Annotated in this window: 15 protein-coding genes and 2 tRNA genes; 8 read left to right on the top strand and 9 right to left on the bottom strand. The window is 47.6% G+C overall.

Going from position 1 to position 20,997, the window contains the following annotated elements:
* Positions 1-68: 68 nt before the first annotated feature.
* The 5 genes from B5G04_RS09175 to B5G04_RS09155 form a co-directional block, all read right to left on the bottom strand.
* Positions 69-2,426 (bottom strand): FtsX-like permease family protein, encoded by a 2,358-nt coding sequence (locus tag B5G04_RS09175; protein ID WP_087396913.1) that lies wholly within the window; start codon positions 2,424-2,426, stop codon positions 69-71.
* A gap of 143 nt (positions 2,427-2,569) precedes the next feature.
* Positions 2,570-4,927, bottom strand: coding sequence for an FtsX-like permease family protein (locus B5G04_RS09170; protein ID WP_087396912.1), 2,358 nt, complete (start codon positions 4,925-4,927; stop codon positions 2,570-2,572).
* A gap of 138 nt (positions 4,928-5,065) precedes the next feature.
* Complete coding sequence (locus B5G04_RS09165; RefSeq protein ID WP_087396910.1) at positions 5,066-5,674, bottom strand: DUF2807 domain-containing protein; 609 nt, start codon at positions 5,672-5,674, stop codon at positions 5,066-5,068.
* A gap of 133 nt (positions 5,675-5,807) precedes the next feature.
* Positions 5,808-7,058, bottom strand: coding sequence for an efflux RND transporter periplasmic adaptor subunit (locus tag B5G04_RS09160; protein WP_013618638.1), 1,251 nt, complete (start codon positions 7,056-7,058; stop codon positions 5,808-5,810).
* A gap of 168 nt (positions 7,059-7,226) precedes the next feature.
* On the bottom strand, positions 7,227-8,567 hold the full coding sequence (locus B5G04_RS09155) for a TolC family protein (RefSeq protein WP_087397094.1): 1,341 nt from the start codon (positions 8,565-8,567) through the stop codon (positions 7,227-7,229).
* Between the two features lie 288 nt (positions 8,568-8,855).
* Between B5G04_RS09155 and B5G04_RS09150 the strand changes: the two genes are divergently transcribed.
* From B5G04_RS09150 to B5G04_RS09140, 3 genes are read left to right on the top strand one after another with little or no spacing between them, the layout of a single operon-like run.
* Positions 8,856-10,232: a sigma-54 dependent transcriptional regulator gene (locus B5G04_RS09150; RefSeq protein ID WP_022041287.1), complete on the top strand. Its 1,377-nt coding sequence runs from the start codon at positions 8,856-8,858 to the stop codon at positions 10,230-10,232.
* Positions 10,222-11,526, top strand: coding sequence for an ATP-binding protein (locus tag B5G04_RS09145; RefSeq protein WP_022041288.1), 1,305 nt, complete (start codon positions 10,222-10,224; stop codon positions 11,524-11,526). The genes B5G04_RS09150 and B5G04_RS09145 overlap by 11 nt, the downstream gene beginning before the upstream one ends.
* Before the next feature lie 40 nt (positions 11,527-11,566).
* A complete protein-coding gene (locus tag B5G04_RS09140; protein WP_087396908.1) occupies positions 11,567-12,769 on the top strand; it encodes a DUF1810 family protein in 1,203 nt (400 codons plus the stop codon).
* 364 nt (positions 12,770-13,133) lie between these two features.
* Here the strand turns inward: B5G04_RS09140 and B5G04_RS09135 are convergent.
* Positions 13,134-13,204 (bottom strand) — tRNA-Gln (locus B5G04_RS09135).
* Between the two features lie 48 nt (positions 13,205-13,252).
* Positions 13,253-13,323, bottom strand: a tRNA-Gln gene (locus tag B5G04_RS09130).
* Between the two features lie 235 nt (positions 13,324-13,558).
* On the opposite strand from B5G04_RS09130, the gene rsfS reads away from it, so the two are divergent.
* The 3 genes from rsfS (at position 13,559) to B5G04_RS09115 (ending at position 17,004) form a co-directional block, all read left to right on the top strand.
* Entirely contained in the window at positions 13,559-13,918 is a 360-nt protein-coding gene (gene rsfS / locus B5G04_RS09125) for a ribosome silencing factor (protein ID WP_087207267.1), read from the top strand.
* 21 nt (positions 13,919-13,939) lie between these two features.
* Complete coding sequence (gene ftsH, locus B5G04_RS09120) at positions 13,940-16,006, top strand: ATP-dependent zinc metalloprotease FtsH (RefSeq protein WP_022041292.1); 2,067 nt, start codon at positions 13,940-13,942, stop codon at positions 16,004-16,006.
* Positions 16,007-16,164: 158 nt separating this feature from the next.
* Positions 16,165-17,004, top strand: a complete 840-nt coding sequence (locus B5G04_RS09115; RefSeq protein WP_022041293.1) for a phosphatidate cytidylyltransferase — start codon at positions 16,165-16,167, stop codon at positions 17,002-17,004.
* On the opposite strand, the gene lpxB is transcribed toward B5G04_RS09115, so the two are convergent.
* Positions 16,993-18,144, bottom strand: a complete 1,152-nt coding sequence (gene lpxB, locus B5G04_RS09110) for a lipid-A-disaccharide synthase (RefSeq protein ID WP_022041294.1) — start codon at positions 18,142-18,144, stop codon at positions 16,993-16,995. The two genes, B5G04_RS09115 and lpxB, sit on opposite strands and share 12 nt — an antisense overlap.
* Positions 18,141-18,914, bottom strand: coding sequence for a 5'/3'-nucleotidase SurE (gene surE / locus B5G04_RS09105; RefSeq protein WP_022041295.1), 774 nt, complete (start codon positions 18,912-18,914; stop codon positions 18,141-18,143). Before surE ends, lpxB begins: the two co-directional genes overlap by 4 nt.
* 377 nt (positions 18,915-19,291) lie before the next feature.
* On the opposite strand from surE, the gene B5G04_RS09100 reads away from it, so the two are divergent.
* Positions 19,292-20,062, top strand: coding sequence for an AAA family ATPase (locus B5G04_RS09100; protein ID WP_022041296.1), 771 nt, complete (start codon positions 19,292-19,294; stop codon positions 20,060-20,062).
* A 27-nt stretch (positions 20,063-20,089) separates the two neighbouring features.
* Complete coding sequence (locus B5G04_RS09095; RefSeq protein ID WP_022041297.1) at positions 20,090-20,989, top strand: ParB/RepB/Spo0J family partition protein; 900 nt, start codon at positions 20,090-20,092, stop codon at positions 20,987-20,989.
* Positions 20,990-20,997: the final 8 nt, after the last annotated feature.

Genomic DNA, 20,997 nt, shown 5'->3' with positions numbered 1-20,997 from the left:
TCTTTTTCACCACAGATTACACGGATTTTTAAATTTATTAATCTGTGTAATCTGTGGTGAACTTTATTTCATTCTGTCTTGATACTGTTCGCCGGATTCTCGTTGGCGTTCTTCCAGCTTTGCACCGTGACCGTAATCATGGTGATGGCGGTGACGAGGAGGAAGGAGGTGAGGAATATCCAGGCACGGATAGGTGTGCGTTCGGCGAATCCTTCCAGCCAGTGCTGTCCTATCCACCAGCCGAAGGGAGCGGCAACGATGAAGCATCCTATCAGTATATACAGGTAACGGCGGTTGAACATACGGAGGATTTCGCCCGTGGTGCTTCCGAATATTTTCCGGATGCCGATTTCCTTGCGGCGGTACTCGCTCTCGAACATGGTCAAGCCGAATACGCCGATGATGCTGATGACAATGGCAAGCAGAGAGAAGAGCAGAATTTGCTTGGTGAATCGCAATTCATTGCGGTACGCATTGTCGAGCACTTGGTCCATAAAGCGGAAATGAAAGTCGTGTCCCGGCGTGAACTTCTCCATTGCCTTCTGCAGCGAACGGATGATTTCCACCTTGTCTGTTCCGGCAGAGACGCGGACGTTGACGGTGTTTTCGTAACTCCAAAGTTTGGCTTTGCTGACGTAAATGAAAGCCATTGGTTCGGTGCTGTCATTGTTTCGGAATGTGCTGAACTTGATATTCTCGCAGAAACCCACTACGTTCCAGTCGCCCGGAGTAGAGGGCATATCTACTGCCATCCATGGATATTTCTTCCGTGCGGCTTCATTGAAGATGTACACGCCATTATCGCTGGGCTTGAAATTACGTCCATCGGTAATGCGGATGCCCATTACGTCTAAGTAACGGTAGTCTACCGGGAAACAGGCGAAATTAATGCTCTTGTCTCCTTCGCCTCGTCCCCAACTCATATAGGTATCTCCCGAATTGAGCACGAATTGCGAAAACGCTACGCCTTCTACGCCCGATATCCGGGAAAGTTCTTCTACTACAGCGTCTTTTTGCTTCCGTGCTTCTTGAGTCATTTCGCCCACGATGATAGCATCCTTGTCATAGCCATATTCCGAGGTGCGGATGTATCGGCTTTGGGTGTACATGATTCCGATAGCGATGATGAGCATAAACGCCACGAAGAACTGGAAGCAGACTAATATCGTGCGCAGCTTCCTCCCTTTAGGCGAGAGCCCGAACGAACCTTTCAGCACGAGGGCAGGAGGGAACGAGGTGACGTAGAAAGAAGGATATAATCCCGCCAGCACGCCAATCAAAATACTGATGCCGAACGTGGCGGCTATTAAAGGAAGATGTTTGCTCAGGCTGAGGTTTGCCGTCACGAGGTCTTGCACGCCTGAATCGCGCAAGATGAGCAGCAATACGATGGATGCCGCAAAGGCTATGAGGCTGATGAGTACGGATTCCGCCAATAGCCCTCTGCGCAACGAACCGGTAGTGGCTCCCAATACCTTTTGCGTGTTGATGCTCTTGATGCGCATCGGCGTTTCGGCAAGGGTGAAGTTCATGAAGTTAATGGCAGCTACGATGATAATCAGGAACGATACGCAGATGAGCAGGTAGACCGTGGTGCGGCTGCTGGCGCTCTTGTTGCCGATTTTCGAGAAATGCACTTCCGATAGGGGAGCAAGGTTGAAGAAGTTGGAATTGTCTTTTTCTTGCTTGAGACCTTCCCTCAAGTCGCCTGGCGCAACTTTAAGAAGCTGCTGGAAAGCCAGCTTTTCCACTTCGGAAACATTTGCCGGATTGTCCAGCCGGTAATAGCAAGTGTAGTTCCAGTTTCCCCAGTCGTTTTTGTCTTGGTCAGGGTCAAACGGCATAAAAATATGATTGCCTATCTGCGAGTTTTCGGGAAAATCTTTGTAGACACCGCCTACGGTCACGGGTTTGTTGTCCGATTGTTTGCCTTGGAACAGCATTTTGCCTACGGCATCCGTGCTTCCGAACATACGCATAGCCATCGAGGCGGGAATCAGCACGTTGTCTTTCTTTTCCAACGCATCAGTAGAACCCGCTATCATTTCGGGCTGGAACACTTTCATAAAGTCGCCGAAACCGAAGGCGGTAGTTTCGTTGAACAAGTTTCCGTTCACTTCATAATCGTTGTCGTTTACCCATCCGGTCATGGCGTATGCCTGCACATGCGGCGAAGCTGTGCCAATCAGTTCAGCAATGGGGCGCGGAGTCCAAAGCTGCCAGCCCCATTCCTCGTTGGGTTTGATTTCCAGCCGGAATATCTTTTCATAATCCTTATACCCTTTATTGAAATTCAAATCATAGTCTACCTGCGTCATGATGACGAAGAAGGAGGCGAAGGCGATTGCCAGCCCGATGATGTTCAGGACGCTTGCCGTGAAGAAGCGCCGGAAGGTATGCGAGAAGTTGCGTGCTAAGGTGTTCATGTGGTTATTTACTATTTAGCGATTTACTATTTACGATTTCTTTTCACCACAGATTACACAGATTTTTTAATTGATATTTCTGTGTATCCTGTGGTCCTGTGTTTTAAATTTATTAATCTGTGTAATCTGTGGTGAACTTTATTTCATTCTGTCTTGATACTGTTCGCCGGATTCTCGTTGGCGTTCTTCCAGCTTTGCACCGTGACCGTAATCATGGTGATGGCGGTGACGAGGAGGAAGGAGGTGAGGAATATCCAGGCACGGATAGGTGTGCGTTCGGCGAATCCTTCCAGCCAGTGCTGTCCTATCCACCAGCCGAAGGGAGCGGCAACGATGAAGCATCCTATCAGTATATACAGGTAACGGCGGTTGAACATGCGCAGGATTTCGCCCGTGGTGCTGCCGAATATCTTGCGGATGCCGATTTCCTTGCGGCGGTATTCGCTCTCGAACATGGTGAGCCCGAACACGCCTATCATGCTGATAACAATGGCGAGCAGGGAGAAGAGCAAGATTTGGCGGGTGAAGCGCAGTTCGTTGCGGTAGGCATTGTCGAGCACCTGGTCCATGAAGCGGAAATGGAAGTCATGCCCCGGCGTGAACTTTTCCATTGCCTTTTGCAGGGAGCGGATAACGGCTACCTTGTCCGTTCCGGCGGAGATGCGGACGTTGACGATGTTTTCATAACTCCAGAGTTTGGCTTTGCTGACATAAATGAATGCCATAGGCTCGGCAATGTCATTGTTTCGGAACGTACTGAACCGGATGTTTTCGCAGAAACCCACTACGTTCCAGTCGCCGGGAGTGGCTGGCATATCTACCGCCATCCACGGATATTTCTTGCGTGCGGCTTCATTGAAGATGTATACGCCGTTGTCGCTGGGCTTGAAGTTGCGTCCGTCGGTGATGCGAATGCCCATTACGTCCAAGTAATGTTCGTCTACAGGGAAGCAGGCGAAATTGATGTTCTTGTCTCCTTCGCCTCGTCCCCAACTCATATAAGTATCTTGCGAATTGAGTACGAATTGCGAGAATGCCACGCCTTCCACGCCCGATATGCGCGACAGTTCGCTTACTACGGCATCTTTTTGCTTGCGTGCGTCTTGGGTTACATCGCCTACGACAATGGCATCCTTGTCATAACCGTACTCCGAGGTGCGGATGTAGCGGCTCTGTGTGTACATGATGCCAATGGCGATAATCAGCATGAACGCCACGAAGAACTGGAAGCATACCAACGCTGTGCGCAGCTTCCGTCCTTTGGGCGAGAGGCCAAACGAACCTTTCAGCACCAGTGCGGGAGGGAAAGACGTAACGTAGAATGAGGGGTACAGCCCTGCCAGCACGCCAATCAGAATGCTGATGCCGAACGTAGCCGCCAGTAAAGGCAAATGCTTGCCGAGGCTGAGGTCGGCTGTCACCAAATCCTGTATGCCTGAATTGCGTACGGCGAGCAGCAGCACCAGCGATACGGCAAAGGCGATGAGGCTGATAAGTACCGATTCCGCAATAAGTCCGCCGCGCAGGGAAGAAGTCTTTGCTCCCAGCACCTTCTGCGTGTTGATGCTCTTGAGGCGCATCGGCGTTTCCGCCAGCGAGAAGTTCATGAAGTTGATAGCGGCAACGATGACGATGAGGAACGACACACAGATGAGCAGGTAGACCGTGGTGCGGCTGCTGGCACTTTTGTTGCCTATCTTCGAGAAATGCACTTCCGATAAAGGGATTAAATGAAAGAAATCAGCGTTGTCTTTTTCTTCTTGTAACCCTTCTTGCAGTTCTTCAGGTGCTATTTTCATCAGTTTTTGGAATGCCAGCTTCTCCACTTCGGAAACGTTTGCCGGATTGTCCAGACGGTAATAGCAGGTGTAGTTCCAGTTGCCCCAGTTGTTTTTGTCTATGTCCGGGTCAAAAGGCATAAAGATATAGTTGCCTATCTGCGAGTTCTCGGGGAAATCCTTGTAGACACCGCCTATGGTCACAGGCTTGTTATCCGACTGTTTGCCTCGGAACAGCAATTTGCCAACGACGTCCGTGCTTCCGAACATGCGCATAGCCATTGAGACGGGAATCAATACGTTGTCTTTCTTTTCCAAGGCATCGGTAGAGCCTGCTACCATTTCAGGCTGGAACACTTTTATGAAGTTGCCGAAGCCGGTCATCACAGGTTCGTTGAAAAGGTTTCCATTCACTTCATAATCGTTGTCGTTTACCCACCCGGTAATGGCGGATGCCTGGATATGTGGCGAGGCGGTGCCAATCAGTTCGGCAATGGGGCGAGGTGTCCAAAGCTGCCAGCCCCATTCCTCGTTGGGCTTGATTTCCAGCCGGTAGATATTCTGGTAATCCTTATACCCTTTGTTGAAATTCAAATCATAGTCTACCTGCGTCATGATGACGAAGAAGGAGGCGAAGGCAATCGCCAGCCCGATGATGTTGAGGACGCTTGCCGTGAAGAAGCGCCGGAAGGTATGCGAGAAATTGCGTGCTAAGGTGTTCATGTGGTTATTTACGATTTTGCGATTTACTATTTACGATTTCTTTTCACCACAGATTACACAGATTTTTTAATTGATTTCTTCTGTGTATCCTGTGGCTCTGCATTTTAAATTTATTAATCTGTGTAATCTGTGGTGAACTTATTCCTCGACTTTCAGCCGGCGGTCATTGATTTTGCTTAAGAAGCCGTCTTTAATGTCTGCCGAACGCGCCTTGCCGCTCAGCTTGAGCGAACTGACTCCATCGGCACGAGCTTTCAGCTTATCGCAATACACGTTGACATTGCCTTTGCCCACACCGTCGATATCTATCTGTACTGTCTGACAATGCAGGTCGGCGATTTTTATAGTGCCGACGCCGTCTATTTCGAAACGGATGTCTTCGGCTTTTAGTGGTTCTTCGCATTCGAATGTACCGACACCATCTATATTCACTTCATCGAGCGTGGGGGCGGAGAGATAGAGGGTTGTACCTTGAATGTTCTGCTTCCGTTTGCCCTCTTTCCGTTGGTCGATGATTAGTGTGCCGTTTTTTACTGTGGTGGTGAGTCGGTCCAATTCTTCGGCTTTGCCTTCTATACGGCACGACCAAGTGTCGCTTTGCGCGAAGCGGACGGTTGCCACGCCGTCGATACGGATGGAAGTGTAGCCGCTGATGTTGCGTGTTTCGCTGGTCTGGTTGTCTTTTGCCATGCAGGCGTTGAGGCTTGCGCCGAGAAGTACGATGAGTGAAAGGATAATCTGTTTCATAAATTTTATGTTTTTAATGGTTGTTGTATCGTTCGAGGGGTCGAATCAGGCTTTTTTCACCACAGATTACACAGATTTATCAAATTATTATTCTTCATTTAATAAATCTGTGTAATCTGTGGTGAAAAATCCGTCATTTTAAGATGAGCACTTCGTTGTCCTTGTAGCTTTCGTAGCCGGAGACGATGACGCGTTCGCCCTGCTCCAGGCCTTCCAGCACCTCGTAGTATTGGGGGTTCTGACGTCCGATGCGGATTTGGCGGCGGTATGCTTTCTTGCCGTCCTTGTCGAGGACGAAAATCCAGTTGCCGCCCGTCACTTGGAAGAACGTTCCTTTCGGGATGAGGACGCTTTGGGTCGGTTCGCCCAATTGCAAATCGATGTAATACGTCTGTCCGCTGCGGATATTTTCGGGGCGGTTGCCTTCGAAGACGAGGTCGGTGCGGAAGCGGCCTTCGCGCACTTCGGGGTAGACTTTGCGCACCTTGAGGCTGAATGTTGCTCCCTGCCGTTCGAAGGTGGCTGGCAGCCCGTTGGTGACGCGGTCGATGTAGTGCTCGTCTATCATCGCTTCAATCTTGAAGTCGGAGAGGTCGTTGATTTGGCCTACCATCTGTCCGGCAGTGATGTTCTGTCCCAGTTCCACATCCAGCAGTCCCAGTTCTCCGTCTATCGGGGCACGCACTTCCAGCTTGTCCTTGCGCTCGCGGATGAGGAGGACGTTCTGGCGCATGTTGTGCAGGTTGTCTTCCATCTGGTCCATTTGGATGGTGCGGTAAATGGAGTCTTGCACGAGGCGTTCACTGATGAGGGCATGCTGCTTTTGGGCTACCTGATAATCTTCTTCCGCTTGCAGATATTCTTCGCGGCTGATGAGCCGTTCGTTGTAGAGCCGTTCGTATTGTTGGAAGGTGCGGAGCTTGCGGCGGGTATCTACGTCGAGCTGTACCTTTTCGGTCTCGTTGTTCAGCTTGTCTTGCTGCATGGTCACTTGCGTGTTACGCAAAAGGTTTTGTTTTTCGGCGAGTTCCGATTCGGCGTTCAATATCTGCAGGTCGAGGTTCGAGTTGCTCAGGCGGAGGATGACGTCGCCTTTCTTCACGTGCGCGCCTTCCTCGACTACTTTTTCCTGCACGATGCCGCCTTCTTCGGGGCTGAGCTGCACGATAGAAATGGGTTGCACTTGTCCGTTGAGGCGGATGTAGTCGTTGAACTCTCCGTAGGTGACGTCGGCGATGTTGAGCGCGTCGCCGTCGATGCGCAAGGTGGATGCGTGGTTGCCGAAGATAATCCATACCAGCAGGGCGAGGATGACCGCGCCGCCTGCGATGTAGGGGATGTGTTTCTTCTGAATGCCTTTTTTCTTTTCGAGTTGAATATCCATAATTTTAAAATTTACGATTTTACGATTTACTGTTTACTATTTGGGGAGTTAAGGAGTTAAGGAGTTATCACTCCGCTTCGCTTCGTTAGGAGTTAAGCCAATACATTTTGCAGATGTAATCCGTTTGCCAAACTATTGACTTAACTTCTTAACTACTTAACTTCTTAACTACTGTCGAATGATTTCCTCTCCTTTATAATAATCTACCAGGCGGCACTTCATTACGTAGGTGAGTTTGCTTTGCAGCAGTCCGGTCTGGCTTTCGAGGAGGGTGGATGCGTTGTTCTGCACGTCGAGCGAGGTCATCAGTCCTTCTTCGAACTTGCGGCGTGTGACGCGGTAGGCGATGGAGTCGGAGGTGACTTTCTTTTCCATCTGCAGGCTTTCCTTGAGGAATCCTTCGCGGTCTTGCACGGCTTGCAGCACCAGTTTCTGCAAGGCTTCTTTCTGTGCCTCGTATTGCTGGGTGGCGATGAGGTAATTGTTTTTTGCCTGCTTCACACCAATGGAACCGGACATGCGGTTGAAGATGGGGATGCTCATCGAGATGCCGAAGTAGGAACCGAAGTTGTTCTTCATCTGGTCGGCGAAGTTGTCGTAGCCGCTTTGGTGCAATTCCTTATAATAAGAGGAGGAGATACCGCCGAAGATGCTGATGGTGGGGAAGAGCGAGCTCCACGAAATCTTGCGGTTCATCCGCGCCACTTGCTTGTTCATTTCCGACTGGCGCAGGGTGGGGTTGCAGTTGAGGGCGATGCGGAACACATCGTCGGCATTGTCTGCCGAGAGCCGCACCTGTTCGATGACGGGTGTGTCTATCAGCCGGGTGTCGAGCACGAGGGTATCCGCTACGGGATAGTTCATCGTCTGCTTCAGGGTGAGCATCGCCGTCTCATAGAGGTTGCGCTGATGGGTCAGGTTGTAGGCATCGGTGGCTTGCTGGGCTTCCATTTGTGCCACGTCCGCCATGCCTTTCAGTCCCAACGCTTCTTGTCGGCGGGTCTTGTAAACTAATGAGTCGCTTTCTACCAGCTTCTGTTCTGCCAGGCGGGTCGTTCCGTAGTAATAAAGAGCGTCGATGTATGCCTGGAAGGTTTCGAGTGCGGTATTGTCTTTCGCTTCCTGCAGGGCGGCTTTGCCTAACAGTTCGTTCGCTCTTGCCCGCCGCACTTGGTTGATAAGGCTTCCTCCCTGAAAGATAGGCATCGAGCCTTCCATGGCATAGCCGTTGTTGAACGTAGATTGTGAGATGTAGGTGTTGGTTCCGGGGTCTACCGAACGTCCGTAACTGTACTGTGCACTCACGCTTCCGCTTACTCCGGGCAGGAATTGCCCGATAGCCTCTATCTTGTCCAGCCGGTAGTTGTCGGCTTCCAGTTTCCGCTGCTTCACGGTACGGTTGTGTTCTACAGCGTATGCCATGCAGCGGTCGATGTCCCATGCTTCTTGGGCGGTTGCCGACAGGCTGCACAGGCAGAGCAGCATGCCCATTGATTTTCGTATGTTCATATTCTTTTTCATATTTTGTCTTTGTTTCTGTCAAATCAATAACAAATATCGTGCCAGAAAATTAAATGATTGTTTTTCTGCTTGTTATAAAAAAGCTCATTTGGTGGAGTGTCAAAAAATTAGACACTTGGTGTCAAAAAATTAGACACTTCCTATGAAAGGGCGTATTGTTTCTTTGTGTATCTTTGCAGACAGAAAGATGAAACGCAGATTAACGCAGATTTTCGCGGATTAATAAAAATCAGCGTTAATCCGCGTTAATCTGCGTTGAAAAAATCAGAAACAACAATGGCAAAACAAGGAACTTTATTGGTGGTGGATGATAACCGCAACATCTTGACTTCTTTGCAATATTTGCTGGTAGATTATTTCGGGCAGATTCTGACACTTGACTCTCCCGTAACGATACCGACTGTACTGGCTCAAAACGGTGTAGATATAGTATTGCTGGATATGAACTTTTCTTCGGGCATCAACAACGGGAACGAGGGACTTTACTGGCTGAAGGAAATCCGTCGATTGCGTCCGCAGGCGGCAGTGGTGCTGTTTACGGCATACGCCGATATCGACCTTGCGGTAAGAGGGATTAAGGACGGTGCTGCCGACTTTATCGTGAAGCCGTGGAACAATGACAAGTTGATTCAGACTTTACTGGATGTATATCGTAAAGTATGCAACGGACGAAAGGAGAAAAAACGTGCAATGTTGGTCTCGGAAGGGAATGATACGACAATGTATTGGGGCAATTCGGCAGCTATCCGCCCTTTACGTGCATTGGTGGAAAAAGTCAGCACTACGGATGCCAATATTCTGATTACCGGCGAGAACGGTACGGGCAAGGATATGCTGGCACGTGAGATACACCGCCTTTCGAACCGGAAAGACGGACCGATGGTAGTGGTGGATATGGGTGCCATTACCGAATCGCTGTTCGAAAGTGAATTGTTCGGTCATGTAAAAGGTTCGTTTACTGATGCCCATGCCGACCGTATCGGACGCTTTGAGGCTGCCGATGGCGGAACCTTGTTTTTGGACGAGATAGCCAATCTGCCTTATTACCTGCAGGCAAAACTGCTGACCGCCATTCAGAAGCGGAGTTTCATCAAAGTAGGAAGCAACCTGCCGCAACCTACCAATATCCGCCTGATATGCGCCACAAACCGCGACTTGGATGAAATGGTACGCAAGGGGGAGTTCCGTGAAGACTTGCTTTACCGCATTAACACCATTCACTTGCACATCCCTTCGCTCCGCGAGCGGAAAGAAGATATTCTTCCGTTGGCGCGGATGTTTCTGGAACGCTATGCCAAGCAATACGGAAGGACCAGCGGCACATTTGCTCCGGACGCGGCAGCCCGGCTATTGGCATATCCGTGGTACGGGAATATCCGTGAATTGCAGCATACGATTGAGAAAGCTGTGATTTTGGCGGATGACGGTGAGTTGCGTGCCGAATCGTTGCAGTTGGCTGATATGGCAGAAAGAGAAAACGCATCGGGGACTGAAGAAAAAACAGAAATGGCATTTCACACCTTGGATGAAATGGAGCGTACGATGATTCAGCAAGCTATCGGACAGTGTGACGGCAACTTGTCACAAGCAGCCGCCAAGTTGGGAGTAACCCGGCAAACGCTTTATAATAAGATGAAACGGTATGGCTTATAAGTGGTTTTATGCAACGTTTGTCCGTCTGGTAGCTTTGATGGGTGGAATAGCATTGCTTACGGCCGGTATCTTGGAAAAGGTTTGGTGGGCAGGCATTGCAGGAGGAGGATTATGCGTTATAGTCGCATGGATATCCTATCAGATGCAACAACAATTGCGTGAGAAAAGCTGGCTGATGCTGGAAGCCATCCGTAACCGTGACTATTCGTTCCGCTTGCCTCTTTATGGCTTTTCGGGTGGAGAACGTGTGTTGCAGGAAACATTGAACCAGTTCGGTAGCCTGATGGGTGAACAGAAGCAACTGATGGAACAGCGGGAACGGTTCTACGAACAAATATTGTCGAGTGTAAGTTCAGGGGTAATCGTACTGGATGAAAATCACGTTGTCGTACAAACCAATCCGGCAGCTGCGCGGCTGTTGGGAATACCGATACTTAGCACGCTACGTCAGCTGGAACGTTTCGGTACCGAAGTTCCATACTTGTTGCGTACACTGAAAGCCGGAGAACGGTGCAATCTTCAGTACACAACAGGAAAAGGTGATGTGCAATTGTCGGTGCGGGCAACCGAGATGCAGCTGGGCGGGAAGAATGTGCGTATCCTTACTTTGAACGATATCCGCAATGAACTGGACGCAAAGGAATTGGATTCGTGGATTAAGCTGACTCGTGTGCTGACCCACGAAATTATGAACTCCATCGCTCCCATTTCTTCGCTGAGCGAAACATTCCTGAAACGGAAAGATGTCGTAAACGGTCCATTGTACGACGGTATCCGTGCCATTCACGAGACATCGACAGGGTTGATTTCGTTTGTAGACAGTTACCGCAAATTTTCAGCCTTACAGAAACCTTCTCCCGAACCTTTCTACCTGATGGACCTTTTGAAGCAGATACAAGGACTGAGTCTTGTGCCCGAGACAGTGGCACTTACTTTGCAGATAGAACCGGTAGAGCTGATGCTGTATGCCGACCCGAACCTGATTCGGCAAGTATTGATAAACATTTTGAAAAATGCGGTACAGTCTATCGGTGGGAACAAAGGGCGCATCCACATACGTGCCTACAGTGCAGCTGATGAGCATGTTTTTATTTATATCAGTAACGACGGTCCGGTAATTCCGGAAGAGGAAGCCGAACAGATTTTTGTTCCTTTCTTTACCACTCGTATCAACGGAAGTGGCATCGGTCTTTCACTTTCCCGCCAGATTATGAAGCTTTCGGGAGGGAGCATCAGCTTGTTGCGTGCCGGCACTAACGGATGGAACACCACGTTTGTCTTGGAGTTTGAATAATGTATTACTGGAGATTGTATCACATTAATATTCTATTACTATGCAGATAGACCGATTCTTGACTGCACAACAAAACACGTATGCAGAAGCTCTTGCCGAGGTAAAGGCTGGACGGAAAACTAATCATTGGATTTGGTGGATATTCCCACAACTGAGAGGGTTGGGTATAAGTGAAACTTCTGATTATTATGGTATAGCAGACCTGAAAGAAGCACAGGATTACCTGAAGCATCCTGTATTGGGAAATCGCTTGCGCGAAATCACCCTTGTTCTCCTGAATACGGATAAAAGTGCTGAAAGCGTATTTGGTACGCTGGACGCAATGAAAGTACGCTCGTGTATGACTCTGTTCAACCAAGTAGCTACAGACGACCTGTTTCGGCGTGTGTTGTGCAAGCATTTTGGTGGAGAACAGGACGCGCTTACGCTCCGCTTGCTTCGTTCTTCTTCGAAAAACTTTCTGGCAGGAGCTGCGGCAGGCGATATCATCGGTTCGGTTTATGAATGGCGTGGATGTAAAACCCCAGACTTTCCTTTGTTTGGCAAAGATTCGACATTTACCGACGATACCGTAATGACCGTAGCTAATGTTCGCTGGTTGCTGGAGAAAGGAAGCCTGACGGACATTATGCAGGACCTTGGACGCAGGTATCCCCATGCCGGGTACGGAGGTATGTTTAAGAAATGGTTGAAAGAGGAGTATCCTCAGCCTTATAATAGTTTTGGAAACGGAGCTGCCATGCGGGTCAGCCCTGTGGGATGGGTATTCGGTACACTTGAGGAAACCTTAGATGCGGCTCGGGAAAGTGCATCGGTTACTCATAATCATCCTGAAGGTATCAAAGGTGCACAAGCTACTGCTGCCTGCATTTTCCTGGCACGCAAGAATCATCCGAAAGAAGCTATTAAGGCATACATCGAGGAAACTTTCCATTACAATCTGGACCGTACATGCGATGAGATACGCCCCGCTTATCGTTTCGATTCCCGGTGTCAAGGCTCTGTTCCCGAATCTATTATCGTATTTTTGGAAAGTGCTGATTACGAAAGTGCTGTCCGGCTGGCTGTCTCGTTAGGTGGCGATACTGATACGATGGGTGCCATTGCCGGAAGCATTGCCGAGGCCTATTATGGAGGTGTTCCCGAAACTATTCGGGAAGAAGTCTTGAAAAGATTGCCGGAGGAATTTGCAGACTTGTTACACAGGTTTTACACAGAATATATGGAATTGGAAATAGATTAGGCTGCATGAGCGATTTACTGCATCGTTTGTAAGATTATTAATCTTACAGCGTGAAGATTAATAATCTTTCGGCGTGAAGATTAATAATCTTACAAGCAAGGCAGTCATGTTTCTTACCACAGACACAGAGGTGCACAGTGTTTTTTAAATTTTTCCTCTGTGGTACTTTGTGTCCTCTGTGGTGAGAAAATGCACAATTTCATACCGCGCAAAGTATAATGTTCTGGTTTGGCTTGGAAAAGAATCCGATGGACATAATGTGTACGGGCGCAAAATCCGGCTTGACAAACTTTTTGTAGAAATTCAAAACAGTTTTTAAATGAAAAGACCGTCTCAAATCAAGTTTGAAACGGTCTTTTTTATGTTGGGCTACTCGGATTCGAACCAAGAAAAACAGGACCAGAATCTGTTGTGTTACCATTACACCATAGCCCAAACACATAATATAATTATCTCCTCCCTGGAGACAATCACTTATTGAAGTTGGGCTACTCGGATTCGAACCAAGAAAAACAGGACCAGAATCTGTTGTGTTACCATTACACCATAGCCCAAAATCATGTCATTAACCGATGTTACGATTTTGACGCTGCAAAGGTACAACTTTTCTCTAACATAGCAAGGATTTTGAAGTTTTTTTTCAAAAAAATACAAAAGAAAGAGAGAATTAAGTGTCAATCTTTCGTGATGTACAGAAAACCAAGTATATTTGCCGCATGTTCTCTTTATATTAATAGAGAAGAAACCATTAAAAACAAATTTTTAAAACAAAACAAAGGACAGAACGTAATGAACGAAACAAAACTTTTAGTGCAAAAAATAACAGAAGGCATTCAAGAGAAAAAAGGCAAAAACATCGTAATCGCAGACTTAACTAATATAGGAGATACCATCTGTAAGTATTTCATCATTTGCCAAGGAAATTCCTCCAGTCAAGTTTTGGCTATTGCAGATTCGGTAAAAGAGTATGTAAAAAAAACGACCGGAGAAAGAGTATACGGTATGGACGGAGTGCGCAATGCACAATGGATAGCCATGGATTATGGCGATATTCTGGTGCATGTATTCTTGCCCGAAGTCCGTTCTTTCTATAATTTGGAGAATCTTTGGGCGGATGCAAAACTAACAACAATCCCTGATTTGGACTAACCATTCATTTTCATATACATCATGAGCGAAAATCAAAACAACAATATCAATAATACTCCGAACAATAAGCCTAAAATCAATGTGCCTCGTCCTAACCTGACGTGGCTTTACGTGGTAATAGCGCTTGTATTCGGCTTTCTTTACTTGTCAAGTGATGAAGGCAGTGCAAACAAAGAAATATCCTATACCGAATTTAAGGAAATGGTAAAAAAAGGATATGCCAGCAAAATCATCGCTTATGACGATAACACGGTGGAGATGTTTATCAAACCTGAACACATCGTGGATGTATTCAAACAAGATGCCAGCAAAGTCGGAAAAAGTCCTGCTGTGACTATTCAAGTCGGTTCTATAGATACATTGGATAAATTTCTTGATGAAGAACAAGCTAATGGACACTTTACGGGGTCTGTCAGTTATGAAAAGCGGAATAACTATTTTGGAATGATTTTCTGGAACATATTTCCGTTTTTGCTGCTGATAGCCATCTGGATTTATGCCATGCGGCGCATGAGCGGAGGTGCAGGACCAGGGGGAACTGGAGGTGTATTCAATGTAGGAAAAAGCAAAGCACAATTGTTCGAAAAAGGTGCCAACCGTGTGACATTCAAAGATGTGGCTGGTCAGGCTGCCGCTAAACAAGAAGTGCAGGAAATCGTGGACTTCCTGAAAGACCCGGAAAAATATACGAAGCTGGGAGGAAAAATTCCTAAAGGAGCTTTGCTGGTAGGTCCTCCGGGGACAGGAAAGACTTTGCTTGCCAAAGCGGTGGCAGGTGAAGCCGATGTGCCGTTCTTTTCGATTTCGGGTTCCGATTTCGTAGAGATGTTTGTGGGCGTAGGGGCATCGCGTGTGCGGGATCTGTTTCGCCAAGCCAAAGAAAAATCTCCCTGTATTATCTTTATTGATGAAATAGATGCCGTAGGACGTGCCCGTGGAAAAAACCCGAACATGGGAGGTAATGACGAGCGTGAAAATACCTTGAACCAGTTGCTGACTGAGATGGATGGATTCGGCTCGAATAGTGGAGTCATCATTTTGGCTGCGACTAACCGTGTAGATATTTTGGATAAGGCATTATTACGTGCAGGACGTTTCGACCGGCAGATTTATGTAGACTTGCCCGACTTGAACGAACGGAAAGAAGTATTCGGTGTGCATTTACGTCCGTTGAAGCTGGATAATACCGTCGATGTAGACTTGCTGGCACGCCAGACACCGGGATTCAGCGGTGCTGACATTGCCAATGTGTGTAATGAAGCTGCCTTGATAGCGGCACGTCACTCGAAGGAATCGGTGGGAAAGGATGATTTCTTGGCTGCTATCGACCGCATTGTAGGAGGTCTGGAAAAGAAGACAAAAGTAATGACCGCTGCTGAAAAACGTGCCATAGCCCTGCATGAGGCAGGACATGCCACTGTGTCTTGGCTGTTGGAGCATGCCAACCCGCTGATCAAAGTAACCATTGTCCCCCGTGGAAGGGCATTGGGGGCTGCCTGGTATTTGCCGGAAGAACGCCAACTTACTACCAAGGAACAAATGTTGGATGAAATGTGTGCTACCCTGGGAGGACGTGCGGCAGAAGAGATTTGTGTCGGACAAATCTCCACGGGTGCCATGAATGACTTGGAGCGTGTCACCAAACAGGCTTACGCCATGATAGCTTTTGCCGGCATGAGCGACAAATTGCCCAACCTGTGCTATTATAACAATGATGAGTACGCATTTAATAAACCTTACAGTGAACATACTGCTGAAATCATTGATCAGGAAGTGCAGAAAATGATCAATGAGCAGTACGCTCGTGCTAAAGAGCTGTTGCAACAACACCGTGAAGGACATGCACAACTGGCGCAGATGTTGATAGAGCGTGAAGTGATTTTTGCCGAAGACGTGGAAAAAATATTCGGCAAACGGCCTTGGACTTCCCGCTCGGAAGAAATCATGGCAGAGGAGCATAAGTCTGAAACGGCCCAAATAGAAGCCGGACAGCCTAAAGCATTGCCTGAAAATGCTGCCCGGGAAAAAAACGAAGGACAGGAAGAGGAGTCCCCAAAGACTTCGGAGCAAACTGGTGAAAACAAGTAAATAAGTCAATCGAGGGTGTATCAAAATAGAAATCGGCTTTCATTTTGTCATTCTGAGTGCTCATTTTCCGCAGGAAATAGGCACTCAGAATGACCTTACTTTTTGATTGTCGTTTTTTATTTTGAGACAGCCTCGGTTGATGGATAAACATAAGTACCATGAAAAATAATTTTCTACAACGGACTATTACAGGTGTCATTTTTGTCGCCGTATTGGTAGGATGTATTCTAGGAGGTCCTATCTCGTTCACCATTCTGTTTTGCGTCATCAGTGCACTGACCATCAACGAATTTGGCACACTGGTGAACGCAACCGGTCAGGTACAGATGAACAAATCTATCACTATCCTGGCAGGAGTGTTCTTGTTTCTTTGCTTCGGATACATTGGAGTCGTTCCGGGAAGTAACGAAATATTCATACCTTACCTGTTTCTTATCTTGTATTTGTTTATCAGTGAATTGTATAAGCAGCAAAAAGACCCTATCAACAATTGGGCATATTCTATGATGAGCCAGCTCTACATCGGTCTTTCGTTTGCCTTGCTGAACCTGCTGGCTTATCACAACAGTGCAGCGACTAGCGTTTCGCAGTATAATCCGGTATTACCTTTGTCTATTTTTATCTTTACATGGATAAACGATACCGGAGCTTATTGTACGGGTATGCTGTTCGGAAAGCACCGTTTGTTTGAACGTATATCTCCTAAAAAGTCATGGGAAGGCTCAATTGGCGGGGCTGTGTTTTGCATCATTGCAGCTGTTGTGCTCTCTCATTATTTTACCTTTCTCACAATGGGTGAGTGGATTGGCTTAGGATTGACCATCGTGGTGTTCGGCACATGGGGAGACCTGACCGAGTCACTTTTCAAACGGACATTGGGCATCAAGGATTCGGGAAACATCCTGCCTGGACACGGAGGTATGCTCGACCGTTTCGATAGTACACTGATGGCGGTACCTGCAGCTGTGGTTTACTTATATATTCTTTCATTGATATAACCGTTTCTTATATGCCGACAAGGCTTGCAGCATCTGGCGGGCAGCCCGTCCGGATGCTCCAGCCTTTCCTAGAATCTGTATCAGGCAATCGTAATTTTCCAGCATCCGTTTACGTCGCTCGCTGCCTGGCAAGATGTATGACAATTCTTGTTTGATTGCTTTTACCTGCATATCACCTGCTACCAGTTCGGTCACGACTTCCTTGCCGGCTATCAGGTTGACCAATGATACAAAGGGTACTTTTAGAATCATACGTCTCAATAGCGAGACCAGTTTTCCTGCAGCGGTGTAATAGCATACTACCTGAGGCGTACGGAAAAGTGCAGTCTCAAGCGTGGCTGTACCCGAAGTGACCAGTGCCGCTGTAGCATGGGAAAGCAAACGATAAGTTTCGCCAAAGACTATCTTTGTATCTGCATCCATGTACCGGCGGTAAAAGTCTGCCTCAATGCCTGGAGCACCGGCTACTACAAACTGATAGTCTGGAAAATATCGTGAGGCCTTTATCATCCTACGCAGGTTGTCTTTTATCTCTTGTTTTCTGCTCCCTGCAAGTAAAGCGATAATCGGTTTCTGCTCCCAGTTATGTGCAGAGACGAAAGTTTCGAATGTTTCGTTGAAGTTTTTCCGGAAAGCATCGACGGCATCCACGCACGGATTGCCCACATAATGTACCGGGAAATGGTATCTCTGATAAAACTCCACCTCGAACGGCAAGATGGAAAACATTGCGTCTACATCGTGCTGGATGTTCTTGATGCGGTATTCTTTCCATGCCCATATCTTAGGGGAAATGTAGTAAAAGATGGGGATTTCTGTGTGCAGCTTGATGTACTGGGCTATTTTCAGGTTGAAACCCGGATAATCCACCAGTATCAGCACATCAGGATTCCAGGCTTCCACATCGTTCTTGCAGAATTCCATGTTGCGGAGAATCGTCCGCAGGTGTAATAGTACAGGGATGAATCCCATGTATGCCAGTGATTTGTAATGCCGGACACACGTGCCGCCCACTTCTTTCATCAAGTCACCTCCGAAGAACCTGAATTCTGCCTTGGGGTCTTCCTGGAGCAATGCACGCATCAGATTGGATGCATGCAGGTCGCCCGATGCTTCTCCTACTATCAGATAATATTTCATACGTCAAAGTTCCACGTTTTCAGTTCACGTACCATAGCATAGGCGGTTACGTCGATTTGGGTCGGAGTTATCGCCACATAATTGTGTGCCAATGCCCAATGGTCGGTGTCTTCGGCATCAGGCTCCAGGTTCTTGTATTCGCCTGTTAACCAGAAATAGTTTCCGCCCCTCGGATGGTCGGCTTTTACAAACTCGTTCGTCCATACACCGTGTGTCTGCCGGCATATCAGTACTCCTTCTAAATCTGAGGTGTCGGGGAAATTCACGTTCAGGCATATCCCCTCGGGCAGTCCTTTTGCCAGGGTTTCTTCCACGATACGGCGTACGTAGGGCAATGTAGCAGAAAAATCAGCATCGGCACTGTGGTTGCACAACGAAAAGCCTATGGAAGGAATCCCTTTCAGACAACCTTCAATAACCACTCCCATTGTGCCCGAATAATGCACATTTACCGAAGAGTTGTCTCCGTGGTTGATTCCGCCAATCACCAAATCGGGCACGGCAGGCACAATGGCATGCAATGCCAGTTTTACGCAATCGACTGGAGTGCCCGAACATTTGTACAAAGCCAGCCCTGCTTCCTGCTGAAGCAAGGCATATTGTATGGGAGAAGCAGATGTGATGGCACCCGAAGCTCCCGAACGGGGACCGTCGGGGGCTACTACAATCAAATCTCCTACCGGGCGTAAGGCACGGATTAGTTCATGTATCCCTTTGGCATTTATGCCGTCATCATTCGACAACAGCAGCAGAGGTCTTTTCTTTGTCATATATTCCTTGATTTATATATCTGTTCTTGCAGACGCAAAGGTACAATAAATTTGCCAATGTGCCAAAATGACGAAACTCCTCAATGCATTTAATGCAGATAGCTTCGTGCAGGCTGGCACTTGTATGAAAGTTTGCCCGCATATAAGTGCATGGCTCTTTCCACCAGTGTGCAAAAGCATGATATCAGTTAATTTTACACAAGGCTTGATTAATCTTCACAAAGCAAGGCTGATTATTGCACAGAAATCGTTATATTTGCCCCGCGAAGTTATTAACAACCGGCGTAAGTTATCAACAGTTTTGCAAAATGTTGCAAGAATGAGATACGCTATTTCGCCAATTATTTGTTACTTCGCAATCAGATAAACTGATTAATATGGGAAAAATAATTGCTTTGGCCAACCAGAAAGGTGGGGTAGGGAAAACTACCACTACCATAAACTTGGCTGCATCATTGGCTACACTCGAAAAGAAAGTATTGGTAATAGACGCTGACCCACAGGCAAATGCTTCGTCGGGACTGGGAGTCGACCTGAAAGACATCGATTGTTCCATTTACGAATGTCTGATTAACCAGAACGACATACGGGAAGCCATTTACACGACCGATATTGACGGATTGGACATCGTCCCTTCACACATTGACCTGGTAGGGGCGGAAATAGAAATGCTGAACTTGGATAACCGCGAGAAAATCATGAAGAAGGCGTTGTCTCCGATGGCAAGCGAGTACGACTACATCTTGATAGACTGTTCGCCTTCGTTGGGGCTGATTACCATCAATGCCTTGACCGCGGCCGATTCGGTCATTATTCCGGTGCAATGCGAGTATTTCGCACTGGAAGGAATCAGCAAACTGCTGAATACCATACGGATTATCAAGACGAAGCTGAATCCTTCGCTTGAAATAGAAGGATTCTTGCTGACCATGTTCGACTCGCGCTTGCGTCTGGCAAATCAGATTTATGACGAGGTGAAACGCCATTTTCAGGAACTGGTATTCAAGACCATCATCCAGCGTAATGTAAAACTGAGCGAGGCACCCAGCCATGGAATCCCTGCCATCCTGTATGACGCCGATTCGACAGGAGCCAAGAACTATCTGGCGCTTGCCAATGAGATAATCAACAAGAACACAAAACAATAACGACCCGTAATAATTACGCAACAAGACATGGCGGTACAAAAGAAATATGCATTGGGCAGAGGACTTGACGCCTTGATTTCTACCAACGAGGAAATCAAGACCTCGGGCTCTTCGTCCATCAATGAAATAGAGTTGGATAAGATATCGGTCAATCCGAACCAGCCTAGGCGCGAGTTCGACCCGATAGCTTTGCAAGAACTTGCCGACTCGATTGCAGAGATAGGCATCATCCAGCCCATTACCTTGCGCCAACTGAATGAAGACTCTTACCAGATTATAGCAGGCGAACGGCGTTACCGGGCTGCTGTACAGGCTGGACTGAAAACCATACCTGCCTACATCCGGACGGCTGATGATGAAAATGTGATGGAAATGGCACTGATAGAGAACATCCAGCGCGAGGACCTTAACTCGCTGGAAATCGCCCTTGCCTACCAGCACCTCATCGAGCAATACGGACTGACCCAGGAAAGACTGAGCGACCGCGTGGGAAAGAAACGCGCTACCATTGCCAATTACCTGCGTCTGCTCAAATTGCCTGCCCCTATCCAGGTGGCATTGAAGAACAAGGAAATAGATATGGGACATGCCCGTGCCTTGCTGGCATTAGACGATCCCAAGACTCAGATACGCATCTTCAATGAAATCATTTCGCAAGGTTATTCGGTGCGGAAAGTAGAAGAAATCGTCAAGGCACTCTCCGTGGGCGAAAGTGTAGAGTCGGGCGGAAAGAAAATAACCCCTAAAGGAGCCAAACTATCTGAAGAATATACCCTCTTGCAAAATCACTTGTGTTCTTTCTTTGGAACCAAGGTGCAACTTTCGTGCAGCAACAAAGGAAAAGGAAAAATCAGTATTCCCTTCAATAGTGAAGCCGACCTGGAACGGATTATGGAGATATTGGATTCGTTACAACCTAAAGAATAAAAGCAGAC

The organism is Bacteroides sp. An51A, from assembly GCF_002161565.1.
Classification (GTDB): domain Bacteria; phylum Bacteroidota; class Bacteroidia; order Bacteroidales; family Bacteroidaceae; genus Phocaeicola; species Phocaeicola intestinalis.
Note: the sequence above shows the minus strand (reverse complement) of the source record. Positions and strands in the feature narration are given on the sequence as shown.